The organism is Flavobacterium sp. (genome assembly GCF_024642105.1).
Taxonomy (GTDB): domain Bacteria; phylum Bacteroidota; class Bacteroidia; order Flavobacteriales; family Flavobacteriaceae; genus Flavobacterium.
Map to the genome: position 1 here is coordinate 106,221 of NZ_JAHEBT010000054.1, position 14,346 is coordinate 120,566.

Here is a 14,346-nt window from a genome sequence, read left to right on the forward strand (position 1 = left end):
TGTAATTATTGGTTAGTTATTATAAATTTTCTTTGATAAAATTAGTCATTTTAGTAAACAACTGAATTCTGGTTTTGCCACCATAAATACCATGGTTTTTATCCGGGTAAATTTGAGAATCAAATTGTTTGTTGGCTTGAATCAAGGCTTCCATCATTTGCATTGAATTTTGAACGTGTACGTTGTCATCACCTGAACCGTGAATCAACAAGAACTTTCCTTTCAATTTAGTTACATGGTTGATTGGCGAATTTTCGTCATAACCACTTGCATTTTCTTGAGGCGTTTGCATATAACGTTCGGTGTAAATACTATCGTAAAAACGCCAGTTAGTTACTGGAGCCACCGCAATAGCCATTTTGAACACATCATTGCCTTTCATAATACAATTCGACGCCATGAATCCTCCAAAACTCCAACCCCAAATCCCAATTCTATTTTTATCTACATACGGATAATTTCCAATTACTTTGGCTGCATCGATTTGATCTTCCACTTCGTATTTACCCAATTCTTTTTGCGTTACTTTTTTGAAGGCAGCACCTTTAAATCCTGTTCCACGTCCGTCAACACAAGCCACAATATAGCCTTGTTGTGCTAACATTTGGAACCAATAATCATCATTTGAATTCCAATCGTTATTCACTTGTTGTGAACCAGGCCCTGAATATTGGTACATAAAAACCGGATATTTTTTGGTTGGGTCAAAATCTTTTGGTTTTAAAATCCACGCATTCAATTCATTTCCTTTAGCTGTTTTTAACACAAAGAATTCTTTAGCCGATAAATTATATCCTTTTAATTTCGTTGCCAAAGCTTCGTTCTTCTCAATCACTTGGACTTGCGCTCCTGTTTTGGCTTCATTCAAAGTGTAAGTTGTAGGCTGTGTAGCACTAGAGAAAGTATTGATAAAATACTGGAAATTCGGACTGAAAGTCGCCGCGTTAGTTCCTGTAGTTTTAGACAAACGCATTTTGTTTTTACCGTTCAAGTTGATGCTGTAGACGTCTCTATTAATCGACCCATTCTCTACAGATTGGTAAAAAACAGTATTGGTTTTTTCGTCAAAACCATAATAATTAGTTACTTCCCAATTGCCTTTAGTCACTTGGTTTTTTAATTTTCCCGTTTTATCATACAAGTAAATATGATTGAAACCGTCTTTTTCGCTGGTCCAGATAAAGCTATTGTCTTTCAGGAACGTTAAGTTGTCCGTTACATCTACATAGGCTTTGTCTTTTTCATTCAAAACCACTTTGGCAGCTCCTGAATTTCCATCGATGAACAACAAATCCAAATTATCTTGATGACGGTTCAACACCTGAGCCGAAAGCACATTCGCTTCATTCGTCCATTGCATTCTAGCAATGTAGAAATCAGCATATTGAGATAAATTTACTTTTTGAGTTCCTTTTGAAGCCACATCATAAATATGCAAAGACACTTCTGAATTTTTCTCCCCTGCTTTTGGATATTTAAAGGTTTCTACCGTTGGGTACAAATCCTTTTTGAAAATAGACATCGAGAATTCAGGAACCTGACTTTCGTCAAAACGAATATACGCTACTTTTTTACTGTCTTTGCTCCAATCAAACGCACGAACAAAAGCAAACTCTTCTTCATACACCCAGTCGGTAATTCCATTAATTACGCTATTCTTTTTCCCATCGGTAGTGATGGCAGTAGTTTGTTTACTTGCAATATCGTACACATATAAATTGTTTTCTCTAGCAAAGGCTATCTTTTTGCCATCTGGCGAAAAAGTAGGTTCTTGTAATTGGAAATCAAATAATTTAGATACGTTTTTAGTAGCGGTATCGTACAAATAATAATCGGCAGTAAATGAATGTCGGTAGATTTGATTTGAATTATTGGCAATCAAAACTAACTTTTCATCTGGAGAAAAAGTATAACTATCAATTCCTTCAGCCAAAACAGAATGACTTTTTGTATCAATCAGTGTATTGACTTTTTTCAAGGTAGCAAAGTCAAACAAATCAATTTGCATGCTTCGTGAAGCAGCATCATAATTCAATACTGTATATTGGTTGGTATTTTTCATAGACTGCAATTCGTCCATTCCTTTGGCTCTAAAAGCACCCGAATAAATTTCTTCAACAGTAATTTTTTGTTGTCCAAAAACTGCAATTGTGAATACAAAATACAGAACAAAAGATAGGTTTAATTTCATAGTTTAAATTTGGTTATAACAGACCCCAATTTTAGTGAAAAATTTGCAATTATTTCACATTTGAGTTGTTAAATGTTAAACCCAAAAACAAACCTATCATTTATTGAGCAGAATGAGTTACTAAAGAAAAGCTCGAAAAGTGTATCTTTGCGGGGAAATTACTATAATCAATTGAGAATGAACCAAGCCGTAAGCGGATTTTCTAAATTATCCAAAGAAGAAAAAATAGCCTGGATTGCCCAAACCTATTTTTCAACTCCAGAACATGCAATTCAATTATTGAAAAACTATTGGAATTCAGATGAAAAAATCCAAAAACTACACGACGAATTCATCGAAAATACGATTTCTAATTTCTACATTCCTTTGGGAGTAGCACCTAATTTTCTCATCAACGGAAAATACAAAACCATTCCGATGGCTATCGAAGAAAGTTCGGTAGTGGCTGCGGCGTCCAAAGCCGCTAAATTCTGGTCTACTCGTGGCGGATTTACCACCCGAGTAATTGACACTGAGAAAATTGGTCAGGTACATTTCGTTTTCCAAGGGGAAGCAGAAAAATTACATACTTTTTTTGCTGAAATCAAAGCCGATTTATTTACAGAAACCGCGAGCATTACCAAAAATATGCAAGCCCGTGGCGGTGGAATCCTAGATATTGTTTTAAAAGACAAAACCGATTTAATTCCAAACTATTTTCAACTTCATGTGAGTTTTGAGACCAAGGATAGTATGGGTGCCAATTTCATTAATTCGTGTTTGGAGCAATTTGCCAAAACATTGAAAGAAAAAGCAAGCCAATACGAATTGTTTTCGGAAACCGAAAAAGACATTCAAATTGTGATGAGCATTTTGTCTAATTACGTTCCCAATTGCATAGTTCGTGCCGAAGTTTCCTGCCCGATTGCCGACTTAGAAGAGAAACACATCCCGAATCCGCAAGAGTTTGCTGAGAAATTTGTGCAAGCCGTTCGCATTGCCGAGGTAGAACCTTTCCGTGCCGTAACGCACAACAAAGGCATTATGAATGGAGTTGATGCAGTAGTATTGGCAACCGGAAATGACTTTAGAGCCATCGAAGCGGGTGTTCATGCGTATGCGTCTCGCAACGGACAGTATTCTAGTTTATCGCATGCCAAAATAGAAAATGGCGTTTTTAGCTTTTGGATGGAAATTCCATTGGCTTTAGGTACCGTAGGCGGATTGACCTCTTTGCATCCATTGGTAAAATTATCTTTGGAAATGCTCGAAAAACCTTCTGCTCAAGAGTTAATGCAAATTGTAGCGGTAGCGGGCTTAGCCCAAAATTTTGCTGCCCTGCGTTCGTTAACTACAACAGGAATACAAGACGGACACATGAAAATGCACTTGAATAATATTTTGAATCAATTTGACGCAACAGAAGACGAGCGTATCGCAGTACGAAAACACTTCAAACACCAAACCGTTTCCCATAGCGCGGTAGTCGATTTGATGACCCAATTGAGAAACTAATTGAAATGCAACAGACTTTCTACAGTAACGGTAAATTATTAATCACAGGAGAATACCTCGTTTTGGATGGCGCCAAAGGATTGGCTTTACCCACTAAAATGGGGCAAAATCTCATTGTGAAAGATGCAAATACAGGTGCTATTCATTGGAAAAGTTATGATGCTGATGGAAGCGTTTGGTTTGAAGATACTCTCTCGTTTGAAGAAATTCAAAACAACAACATTACTCCCGAATCAGTAAAAGCCACACTCATCAAAATTTTGCAAGTGGCTAACGCAATGAATCCCGATGTATTTTCTAATTCAGGAGGTCTTAGCATAACTACACAATTGAGTTTTCCTAGAAATTGGGGATTAGGAACTTCGTCCACCTTGATTAATAATATAGCACAATGGTTTCAAATAGACGCCTTTGAATTGCTACATAAAAGTTTTGGTGGCAGCGGCTATGATATCGCTTGTGCGCAAAACAACAACCCTATTACCTATTCTATTGCAAATGGGAAACCCAAGGTGGAGCAAGTAGTTTTCGAGCCTGAATTTAGTCAAAACCTCTATTTTGTGTATTTGAACCAAAAGCGCAATAGTAAATCGGCCATAGCAGAATATCATTCCAACAAAACTTCCCAATTATCAAGCTACATTGCTACGATTAATGAGCTAACACAAGACACTATTGCAGCTGCTACTCTAGAAGAGTTTGCTCAATTACTACACCAACACGAAACCATGTTAAGTGCGCTTTTAAAAACAGAAACGGTAAAAGACACTTTATTCCCAGACTTTGACGGCACTTTAAAAAGTTTAGGCGCTTGGGGAGGCGATTTTGTTTTGGCAGTTTCAAAAGAAAATCCAAAACCGTATTTTGTTGCCAAAGGATATGAAACGGTGATTCCGTATTCAGAAATGATATTGTGATTTTTAAAAACTACGATTTCTTAATCACTTTCAAATCTTTAAAATAACCGATAGTACCTATTTCTACCCAAAGAGCAACGCTTCCGTTTTTAGAAGTTCCAAGCATTTTTTGCACTAAAAAAGAAGGCGTTTTTTGATTATTAATATACAACACCGCTTTTTCGCCTTCAATTTCAACACGCATAGTAATCCATTCGTTCAAGCCAATGTCGGCATAGGTTTCATATACGCCGTTAGCTTCTTTTCGGAGTCGGCTAAAAGTATATCCTGGATAGGAAAAATATTGCACGCTATGATTGCGTCGTAACTGATCATCAGCTCTACCGTTACTCGGACGAAGATATATTCCTTCAAAGTTTTTATTATCTGAAGCAATTCGATAGCCAAGCCCAATAAATCCGCGTGCAGCTGGAAATGGCGAATTCTTCATGATTTGGCTAAGGACTTTAACTTCAATTATCCCATTTTCCATTTCCAAATTAGCAATTTTAACATACGTTGGACCATCTACCGAAGCTTCCACATTAGTACTATCAAACGGAGAAGCAAGTAAATCGCGTTCTACTTGTAAAACAGGAACTCCGCCCATTTGTACAATTTTCGCTTTGGAATTGACTGATTCCATTTCCATCTGATTCCAAGTAATTTTTTGAGCCAATGCTCCTGAAAAAACCATTATCAAGCCGAATAAAAATATTTTTTGTATCATATAAATTTATTTTTGATTTAAAAAGGGAGCTATACTTGCCCAAACTGCTGGAAAGTTCTCCATAAAAACCACATGACCCGTATTGGGGATAATCGCTAACTGACTATTAGGAATCATATTGTAAGCATTAATAATCGTTGGTAAAGGAGCATTCCTATCCAGCTCCCCAGCGACTACTAAAACAGGACATTGAATTGTAGAGAACAGTTCTTTACTCGCTATCATTGTATTGTAAAAACGAGCCATTTTTTGCCAAAATGCCTCTAATTTTTGAGGCTCTGGCATCAAAGCTATTCTCTTTTGCCAAAAATCATTCTTCAAATCAAATGCTTCCCCTGAAAAAACCACTTGTCGTAAACCGGGAATTTGTTCCCCAGCACCAATCGCGACCATTTTTTTGACCTTTTTAGGATAACTGCTCGCCAGCTTATAAGCGGTATAAGCTCCGTCACTGAATCCTAAAATAGTAACGGGTTCTTTGGTCACTACGTTAATTACAGCCATTACATCAGCCGCTTTTAAGTCATACGTAATGGGTGCTGTACCTATTTCTGATTTTCCATGTCCTCGAGTAGCCATAGCAATGACTTGATAAGACGATTTCAAATTATCAATAAAATCAGTCATTTCGTCAATGGATCCCATTATTCCACCATGCAATAATACAATAGGCTGTCCACTACCATATATCTCATAATATAATTTGGCATCATTGGCTTGCACATAATGCCCTGCTTGTGAATTGTTACCATATGGAAGTTTTTGAGACCAAAGTGCTCCACAAAAAATGATATAAACAAATACGACCACAACTATTTTCTTCATCTTTTTCTTTTTACAAAATTTATTTTCTACAAACTTACACCCTCTTAGTGTATATTTGTAACCAACAACTCAAATACCAGTAACCTAGAGGTTACCACAATTTTATGAGATACATTGAAAACCCTTTTGATTGCCCAGTTACTCGAGCCATGTCTATTTTTGGAGGAAAATGGAAACCAATTATTTTGAATTGCATTGGCGAAAGCTCTTTACGATTTGGCAAATTAAACCAATTAATGCCTGCTATTTCGAATAAGGTATTATCTAATGAATTAAAAGAACTCGAAGCACTTGGTTTGATTGAACGAAAAGAATCCAAAGAAGATGCTGCTAAAATAGAATACTCTTTATCTGATTCTGGAAAAAGTTTGATGCCAGTACTACACGAAATTGCCAGTTGGGGAAATTCAACTGAGGCTAAAAAGATTGTGTCAGAAATAATTAAATAACACATCAAAATTTAAGAGGCACCAAAGTTAAAGGACTTACACTTCAGTTTAAACCAAAAAAAAACCAAGACAATGTCTTGGTTTTTTTTTATAAATATATTGCTACTGCTTAGTAATTGAACTTGCTTCTATTGTCTTCAATAGTAGCGTTGGCTTTCAAAGCAGGAAGAATCCTACCTGCATCGCCTGCAGTTTGTTGTTTTAATTTAGCCACATAAGCTGCGTGGTTTTTCAAAGCTGGTGCTTTTACAGTACTGTTGTTTTTTACTACATATACTCCAGTTACTCCTTCGATAGGCGCAGACACTTTATTAGCAGCCAAAGCAAAAGCTGTTCCTACTACTTTTGGTTCAGCACCTACTAATCCTAATACTGGATTTTCCATAGTAAGGTTAGTTGCTTGCTCTACTTTAGATCCCGCTGATTTTGCAATTGCCTCAAGAGAAGATCCTGTCATTTTAGCTTTAATCAACTCTGCTTTTTTCTTGTTTTTAAGAATTGGCTCCACATAGGCTCTTGCTTGAGAAACAGGAACTAAACCTGAATTATCGATTGATTTTACTCTCGCAATTACGTGACCAATATTAGCCAACTCAAATCGTTTGATTGAACCTACTTTAGCATCCTCTTCAAAAGCCCATCTTACAATAGCTCTTTGATTTCCCAAAGAAGCAAAGTTTTCTTCCATTCCTGTTACTGTAACTGGCGCAGCAACTGTCAATTTCATGTCTTTTGCCAATTTAGCAAAATCTTTATTTGCAGCATCCATTTCAAACTGAGTCGCTTGAGTAAATACTTTATCTGAAGTAGCTTCTGATGGTTCGATTTTTTGAGCCACAGTAGCTAAACGAATACCATCTTGTTTGTCAGTAACTCTGATGATGTGGAATCCAAAAGGAGTTTCTACTAGACCCACTTTTCCAATCGCATTTCCAAAAACGAAATCATTGAATGGTTTTACCATTGCGTTTGGACCAAAATAACCTAAATCACCACCTTGTTGTGCAGAAGAATCATCTGAGTTAGAAAACGCTAACATCATGAAACTATCTGGATTGGCATTTACTTGTGCTAAGATAGCTTGTGCTTTTGCCAAAGCTTGTTCTTTAGTTCTTTTCTCTCTTTTGTTTGGTACTTGAGTTCCTTCATAACTAATTAAGATATGACTTGCTTTGGCATTTACTCCAGCTCTTTTACCAAAAGATTTAGAAATACAGTAGTAATTTCCAAATTTATATGGACCGTAAACGGCTCCTGGAGCTAAGTTGAATAATTGGTCTGCATCAACTGCTGGCAAATCTTTTTTAGCTACATAAGATGAATCGTAAGGTACATCCGAATTTGAATTTACAAAGTCAATCGCGTTAGCAGCTGTTCTAAAACCAGGTACAGTATCATTCTTAGCTGTTTTTGCATTATACACTACACTACCTGATAATAAAGCTGTAATTTTTGCTTTCACATCCGCTTCATCTTCTTTAGACGCTTTGTCTTCAATTAGAACGTACTCGATTTCTCTTGATTCGTCTGCTTTGTATTTTTTCTCGTTTTTCTTCATGAAATCTACAATCTCAGCATCCGTCACTTTTACTTGACTGTCTTTGATAGTAGAATATAATCCAGCAACATAAGCAAAGTTCACTTTGTTGGCTTCCATTTCATATTTCAATTTTCCTTCCGCTTCAGTAGTATACAATCCTGATTTTACCAAAGTGTTGTAGATTTGAAATTTAGCATTCAACTCCGCTGATTTTTCTCTTTCTTGTAAAAACTGTGCTTGCTCAGGATTAGCTTTAAAATATTCTTTGAATTTGGCCAAATCGAATAATCCAGCAGCATTTAAAAACAATGGATTGCTTCCAATATTTTGATCTGCTTTCAAAACTTCAACTAAGTGTTTTTCTCCTACTCTCAACCCTAATTTTTCAAACTCAGAGGTTAATAAAGCGATTAAAACTTCTTGGTCCCAAACTTGGTTTGCTGCTTGAGTAGCCGTAATTCCTTGACCACTTTTTTCAACATTACTTACTTTAACTCTAAAGTCTTCAAAAGAAATATCTTTATCATTAATAGTTCCCACATCTTTTGTGTCTTGACCCAATCCACCTTTACCGATAAGATCTTGTATGATAAACGCAAATAAAGCTAGTGCAATCGCACCTATTAATAATGCAGAACGGTTTCTAATTTTTGCTAAAACTGCCATTTTTATTGTAATTAATTTTATATTCAGTTTGCGAAAATACAATTATCTAATTAATAATTATACTAGTAGCGGTTTATTTTGAAAGTTTTTTTGAATTTCTAAAAAAAATCAATCTCTTAGCGCTATTTTCACTATTTCTATTCTGTTTCCTACTTATTTTTTATTGTTTTTACGGGCTTCAAATCGTTTGGCATATCGTCTTCTAAATGCAAACAAAAAAAAGGCTAATCCAGCAAAAACTAAAGTTAGTCCCGAATTTTCAGCTAGATCATTCCATTGTAAAATAGAATCTACAACAAGATAAATTCCTAAAACAAGGTATAAATAAGGAGTGTATTTAAGATAGTTCATATTTTTTTATTTAATCGGCAGAATCTACTTCGCCCGTTAATCGTTGTGAATTTATTACTTTAAAATCTTTACTAAAATCAATTCCTTGACCATTTGAAACGCCTTTCGGAGAAGTGAATTTAAATTTTCTCTCGGTAAAAAACCAAGCGTTGTTTTGATCGTAATACAGTTGCTGTGTTTCTAATATCTGACCGTCTTCAGAAACGATTTTTACTTTGCCCTGCAAATCAATAATTCCTGTTTGTTTGTAAGTGACTGCGTAATTAGACGTAACCACGGTTTTTTTTGCGTTTTTGTCATATAACGTAACATGAATCCCTTTTGGAAATTCGGTAAACGGAAAATCTACCACAGCGTAGTCCAACATTTTTTTACTTATCAAGATCCCTGTAATTCGCCCCGAATCGGTATATTTTAAATTTACTTCGTCCGCATCGCTGCTAGGGATAAAATCAGAAAAATTATCTTTTTGAATTTCTTTAAAATTACTTTCGCAACCAACAGCTACCATTGCAAATACAATCGCAACTAAATAAATTACGCTATTTTTTTTAAAAAAAATCATACTCAAATTTAATAGAAATACAAGACTAAGCGCTTTCAGTATTAGTTGAATTTTCTCTTTTCAAACCATCTGTCGTTTAAAGACAAACTCAGGCTGAAATTAGCATAATTCTCTTGTACCAAATTAGAAGTAGTTGTTCCTTTTTTACCTAATTCGAATCCAATATTCACATTAGAAAAAGACCCTGTAACGGGAAATCCGACACCAAGAGTTAGCCCAACATCTTTAATAGATTCTGTATTAACTACCAAACCTGTTTTTTCGTATTTAAGACCAGCTCTGTACACTAATCTTTTGGCATAGCTAGTAAAGGAATTGTAATTAGGTATAAAGTAGCCCCCTAAACTATACTTTTGGTATTTTTCGTAAGATACATTATTAAAAGAATTATAAGTGTTTGCTAAAATTGCAGCATCTCGTATACTAAACTGAGCACCTACCAACCATTTTTTTGATTGTCCAACACCTGCTCCAAATGTGATTTTACTCGGTAATTTTAAATTAGCATTTGACACAACATCAGCTGCGGCATCTACAACCGAGGTATTGAATTGCGCATCAATTAAAACTGTAGAAATGTTACTAGTGTTAGTAGATTTCAAAGTACTTTCAAGCGTATAATTCAAACTACTATATACATTAGTTTTTGCACCAATTTTAGTTTGAAACATCAATCCTGTATTAAAGTTAAATCCAGATAGTACAACATCGTTGATTTCTCTAGTTCCAACAGGAATACCTGTCATAAATTCCAAACTAGTAGTAGCAATTTTTCCAAAATTATAATGAACATCAGCACCTAAACTTAAAGACGGAGATATTTTATACCCTAAACCGAAAAACACTTTATTAACCCCTCCTGAACCATTAAATCGTCTACTATTTTGAGTAACATCTGCCGCAATTGATTCTACTTTATATCCTACCGATGAAAAAGGAATCAAACCAAAACCAACTCCAAGCTTACCCATTGGCAAACCAACAGCTAAATAATCCAATGCAACTCTTTGCACTCCCGCTGAAGCTGAAGTTGTTTTGAGTTGAGTTGTATTAAGACTTCCTCCCAATGCAAAAGTCGTCAACTTTAGATTAGCAAAACTTGCGGGATTGTCCAGATTTAAATGAATACTATCTTGTTCAATTCCTATACCTGCCATTGACCGCATTTCTGTCGTTCCTTTGTATCGAACATCGCCAATTCCAAAAAACGAATATGGAGAAGCAGTTCCTTCTTGTGCAAAAGAGACGAATGAAAAAAGCAAACACGTGCTTACTATAATTTTTTTAATCATTGTTGATTTTATATTGAAAGGTTTGGTTCAAACTCTCTAAAAGAAAATTTGAATTGGCAAATATGGTATTTTTTAATCGTTTAGCCAAAAATTCTGCATCGCCTCCCGTTAAAATTATGATAAAATTTGAATAGCGCGTGCGATATTCTTCAATAAAACCATCTATTTCATGAGCCAAACCATTAACCACCCCTGAATGGATTGAATTTGCTGTGGAATTTCCAATGAAATAATCAGGACATTCCGATTCTAGCAAAGGGAGTTTTGCCGTATAATTGTGTAACGATTCATAGCGCAAACGCAATCCTGGAGAGATGGCTCCTCCTAAATACACATCGTCTTGGCTCACAAAATCATAGGTTACACAAGTTCCCGCATCAATTACCAATCGGTTTTGATTAGGATAACGCAATGTGGCTCCTGTAGCCAAAACCATCCTATCAATTCCTAAGGTTTGCGGAGTCGCATAGGCATTCAAGAAAGGAAAGTTATCTGCATGCGATACAAAATGAACAACAACCTTAGTTGAAAAGCTCAAAAAAGCTTCTTTTCCAAGTTTTCCAACACTTGCCACAACCAAATGAGAGGTGTTTGGATATTGTATTAAAATATTTTCAATTGCATTTTGCAACGCATTCGGTTCAAAAAGGAATTGTTCCAAAAAGGTATCGTTCTCAAAAACAGCACCTTTAATTCGGGTATTGCCTACATCTATTGTTAGAATCATATTTCATAGTTTGACCACGCGAAGATACGAATTGATTTTTTTTACTATTTGTTTTGGATAAATTAAAAATGGTTCTATATTTGCACCCGCATAAGCAAGGTACCTTAGCTCAGATGGTAGAGCAATGGACTGAAAATCCATGTGTCCCTGGTTCGATCCCTGGAGGTACCACAAAACCCACTCAAACGAGTGGGTTTTTTGTTTTTATACCTTCATCTAAAATCTAGTTTCCTCCGCTAGCGCAAGCATCTTAATCGTGCCATGAGCAACTTACATTATACTATCGTCCCTACGGGACTTGTCTCAGACATACAAGGCTTTTATTACCAAGATGCGACTCCTAACGGAGCCTGATTCTATAAATAAAACCCCGATAGCGCGGATTTGCACACGAACGAAGTGAACTGACGAAGTAATCCGTGCCTACCAAAAACTAACATTAACTACAAACCTAAAAAGTTGTAGTTTTTTTATTAAATTTGATTTAAAGCTATTTTATGTCTACAAAATACAAAGCTACCACTACCGATGAAGCTTATTTTATCACTATAACTACTATAGGTTGGATAGATATTTTTACTCGATTAAATCAAAAGTATACTATAGTAAATGCATTGAATTATTGTCAGCAAAATAAAGGATTAGAAATTTATGCATATGTTTTGATGAGTAGTCATATTCACCTATTGTGTAAAGCCACTAATGGTTTTATACTATCCGATGTAATCAGAGATTTTAAAAAATTTACTTCAAAAAAAATTCTTGAAACTATAAAAGAAGAGCCAGAAAGTAGAAGAGAATGGATGTTAGATTACTTTCAAAAATCCTGTCAACATTTAAAAAGAGAGCAAAATTATAAAGTGTGGCAAGATGGCTATCATGCGGAGCTAGTTGAAACTAATTGGTTCATCAAACAAAAAGTAAATTACATTCATACTAATCCTGTTAAAGACAAAATAGTCGCTTTACCTGAGGATTATTATTTTAGTTCTGCTAGAAATTATGCTGGCCTAGATAATGATTTAGAAATTATTATGTTAGATTTGTTTTGAAAATTAGTGTTGGCACGGATTGCAAATCCGCGCTATCGGGATTATGGAGGTGTGGATTACCAAATCCATAACGACAATGACCCAATATCTCCTTTTTATGAATTAAAAGGAGCTGAATATATTTACAAAGGAAATAAATCATCTAAAATTGGAGCTCACGGTGGAACGGTTTCTAAAAAAGCTATTAACAACTTAAAAGCAGCTATTGAAGCTTTTGTAAACTCTTCTGATACAAAGAAAAAAGAAACCGAAGAAGGCACTATTTACTATAAAGATCCAGCAGAGCAATGATACAATTTAAAAACATATTAAAAATAGTTGTTTATGCATCGATAAACATCTTACTCGGTTTTATTATATATTTTATCTCTTTAAGACCCTTAAGTCCAGGAGAAGAACAATTGATAATAAATTTTAAAGACAAAACACTTTTAATATTTACTATAGAATGCTTTCTTTTTGTATTGTTAATTACATCTCTTTTTTCTGCCTTGTCATATTTAACATTTAGATTTTTTTATAAAGAAAGAAGCAGAAAAAGAAAATCATTTTTAACAATACTTATTATTTATTTTCTTTTCACTTGTTTATGTAGCATAGAATATTTTAATTATATAAATCAATTGATTTATCATAGGTAATGTTTACTCTGTAAAAAACAAATTGGTTGTGTATCAAAATTAGTGATGGCTATAAATACATAAGTTACTATATTGATATCCCGATAGCGCGGATTTGCACACGAACGAAGTGAACTGACGAAGTAATCCGTGCCTAACAAAAAGCCCCTGCTGGCGCGAGCATCTTAATCGTGCCATGAGCAACTTACATTATACTATCGTCCCTACGGGACTTGTCTCAGCCATACAAGGCGTTTATTACCAAGATGCGACTCCTAACGGAGCCTGATTCTATAGATAAATCACCCAAGCACCTACTCTTATCCATTTTTCATTTCAATAGATTTTACCATCAATCATTCATTCTTTTTTCAATAAAACTAAAGGGTTTGCATTATTTTTAAAATTTTATTGTCAATATCGAATTACTATATTTGCTAATTTATTATATTTATGCAAAATTTATATATATGGAAATTGTATCCTGCCCAAAATGCCAAAATAATCACATCATCAAAAGCGGCATCATCAATAACAAACAAAGGTATTTATGTAAAAATTGCAAGTATTTTTTCACAGTAAATAAAATAGGCAAAAAGATAGATGATTACTATGTTACCAAGGCATTACAACTCTACCTTGAAGGTTTAAGTTATCGCGAAATAGAGCGCATTATTGGGGTGTCGCATGTCACTATTAGCAACTGGGTAAAAAGCTTCAATGTAAAAAAACCTTCTCATACTGATTACCATCCTACTTACAAGATATTTAGTCATTTAGAACTCGTAGAGTATTTAAAAAATAAAGAATTATTGTCTGGTGCAGGCATGATTATAACCGAACTTGGCGACAAATTTATGTTGATAAAATGGGAGCGCTTTAAAGATTAACTATACTAATTTACACTTATATATATAATAATTTTTTTAAACCTAAAAATAATAGAAT

At 34.9% G+C, this 14,346-nt stretch carries 14 protein-coding genes and 1 tRNA gene; 7 read left to right on the forward strand and 8 right to left on the reverse strand.

Going from position 1 to position 14,346, the window contains the following annotated elements; genetic code table 11:
* Positions 1-19 precede the first annotated feature (19 nt).
* Positions 20-2,191 carry a S9 family peptidase gene (locus Q0L65_RS10525; RefSeq protein ID WP_296686113.1) on the reverse strand — a complete coding sequence of 724 codons (2,172 nt, stop codon included), beginning with the start codon at positions 2,189-2,191 and terminating at the stop codon, positions 20-22.
* 177 nt (positions 2,192-2,368) lie between these two features.
* Here Q0L65_RS10525 and Q0L65_RS10530 point away from each other — a divergent pair, with 177 nt between their 5' ends.
* Positions 2,369-3,685, forward strand: coding sequence for a hydroxymethylglutaryl-CoA reductase, degradative (locus Q0L65_RS10530; protein ID WP_296686115.1), 1,317 nt, complete (start codon positions 2,369-2,371; stop codon positions 3,683-3,685).
* Positions 3,686-3,690: 5 nt separating this feature from the next.
* Complete coding sequence (locus Q0L65_RS10535) at positions 3,691-4,602, forward strand: GYDIA family GHMP kinase (RefSeq protein ID WP_296686116.1); 912 nt, start codon at positions 3,691-3,693, stop codon at positions 4,600-4,602.
* 10 nt (positions 4,603-4,612) lie between these two features.
* Here the strand turns inward: Q0L65_RS10535 and Q0L65_RS10540 are convergent, their stop codons facing one another.
* Entirely contained in the window at positions 4,613-5,311 is a 699-nt protein-coding gene (locus Q0L65_RS10540) for a hypothetical protein (RefSeq protein WP_296686118.1), read from the reverse strand.
* A gap of 6 nt (positions 5,312-5,317) precedes the next feature.
* Entirely contained in the window at positions 5,318-6,136 is an 819-nt protein-coding gene (locus Q0L65_RS10545) for an alpha/beta hydrolase (RefSeq protein WP_296686119.1), read from the reverse strand.
* Between the two features lie 104 nt (positions 6,137-6,240).
* Here Q0L65_RS10545 and Q0L65_RS10550 point away from each other — a divergent pair, with 104 nt between their 5' ends.
* A complete protein-coding gene (locus Q0L65_RS10550) occupies positions 6,241-6,585 on the forward strand; it encodes a helix-turn-helix domain-containing protein (protein WP_296686121.1) in 345 nt (114 codons plus the stop codon).
* 109 nt (positions 6,586-6,694) lie between these two features.
* Here the strand turns inward: Q0L65_RS10550 and Q0L65_RS10555 are convergent, their stop codons facing one another.
* From Q0L65_RS10555 to Q0L65_RS10575, 5 genes are all read right to left on the reverse strand, one after another.
* Entirely contained in the window at positions 6,695-8,791 is a 2,097-nt protein-coding gene (locus Q0L65_RS10555) for a peptidylprolyl isomerase (RefSeq protein ID WP_296686123.1), read from the reverse strand.
* Positions 8,792-8,944: 153 nt separating this feature from the next.
* A complete protein-coding gene (locus Q0L65_RS10560; RefSeq protein ID WP_296686126.1) occupies positions 8,945-9,142 on the reverse strand; it encodes a hypothetical protein in 198 nt (65 codons plus the stop codon).
* 10 nt (positions 9,143-9,152) lie between these two features.
* A complete protein-coding gene (gene lptC / locus Q0L65_RS10565; RefSeq protein ID WP_296686127.1) occupies positions 9,153-9,707 on the reverse strand; it encodes an LPS export ABC transporter periplasmic protein LptC in 555 nt (184 codons plus the stop codon).
* 41 nt (positions 9,708-9,748) lie between these two features.
* Positions 9,749-10,999: a hypothetical protein gene (locus Q0L65_RS10570; protein WP_296686129.1), complete on the reverse strand. Its 1,251-nt coding sequence runs from the start codon at positions 10,997-10,999 to the stop codon at positions 9,749-9,751.
* Positions 10,992-11,726, reverse strand: coding sequence for a type III pantothenate kinase (locus Q0L65_RS10575; RefSeq protein ID WP_296686130.1), 735 nt, complete (start codon positions 11,724-11,726; stop codon positions 10,992-10,994). The genes Q0L65_RS10570 and Q0L65_RS10575 overlap by 8 nt, the downstream gene beginning before the upstream one ends.
* A 98-nt stretch (positions 11,727-11,824) precedes the next feature.
* Between Q0L65_RS10575 and Q0L65_RS10580 the strand changes: the two genes are divergently transcribed.
* From Q0L65_RS10580 to Q0L65_RS10595, 4 genes are all read left to right on the forward strand, one after another.
* Positions 11,825-11,897 (forward strand) — tRNA-Phe (locus Q0L65_RS10580).
* 326 nt (positions 11,898-12,223) lie between these two features.
* Complete coding sequence (locus Q0L65_RS10585; RefSeq protein ID WP_296686132.1) at positions 12,224-12,778, forward strand: transposase; 555 nt, start codon at positions 12,224-12,226, stop codon at positions 12,776-12,778.
* Between the two features lie 9 nt (positions 12,779-12,787).
* Positions 12,788-13,069 carry a hypothetical protein gene (locus Q0L65_RS10590; RefSeq protein WP_296686134.1) on the forward strand — a complete coding sequence of 94 codons (282 nt, stop codon included), beginning with the start codon at positions 12,788-12,790 and terminating at the stop codon, positions 13,067-13,069.
* Between the two features lie 799 nt (positions 13,070-13,868).
* On the forward strand, positions 13,869-14,288 hold the full coding sequence (locus Q0L65_RS10595) for a helix-turn-helix domain-containing protein (RefSeq protein ID WP_296686136.1): 420 nt from the start codon (positions 13,869-13,871) through the stop codon (positions 14,286-14,288).
* Positions 14,289-14,346: the final 58 nt, after the last annotated feature.